Annotated in this window: 1 protein-coding gene; it reads left to right on the top strand. The window is 35.4% G+C overall.

Going from position 1 to position 424, the window contains the following annotated elements; translation table 11 throughout:
• Positions 1 to 86: 86 nt before the first annotated feature.
• Positions 87 to 424, top strand: a 338-nt coding sequence (locus CWB66_RS08975; RefSeq protein WP_138585117.1) for a DUF4277 domain-containing protein, incomplete at its 3' end; no start/stop codon positions are given.

Here is a 424-nt window from a genome sequence, read left to right as displayed (position 1 = left end):
CACACACATAGATAACACAAAATAAAAAAATTTCGAATTAATTATCTTTAAATTAGTTATATTATCCTCTCAACTTTTAGGTGTATATGAATCTAAAAATCAAACGGTTAGACCATCACGGTATTGTTTCAGGTGTTATAGAAGACTTAAAAATTGTCAGCCTTTTAGATCAATACTTACCTCAAGACGATAAACAAGAAATCACCCCCGGTGAAGCTGTAAAAGGCATGATCATGAATGGACTCGGTTTTGCCAATCGACCTTTATCACTCAGCCCTCAATTTTTTACTAACTTGCCTCTTGAGCATTTATTTCGTGAAGGGGTTCAAGCATCACATTTTAATCGTCACAAACTTGGTAGAACTCTCGATCAATGCTTCGAGTTTGGCTGTGAAAGCTTATTTTCATTAGTCTCCGGAAAAGC

Source organism: Pseudoalteromonas sp. S558 (assembly GCF_005886635.1).
In the GTDB taxonomy this organism is placed as follows: Bacteria; Pseudomonadota; Gammaproteobacteria; order Enterobacterales; family Alteromonadaceae; genus Pseudoalteromonas; species Pseudoalteromonas aliena.
The sequence above is the reverse complement of the archived record's forward strand: the minus strand, read 5'-3'. Positions and strand labels throughout refer to the sequence as shown.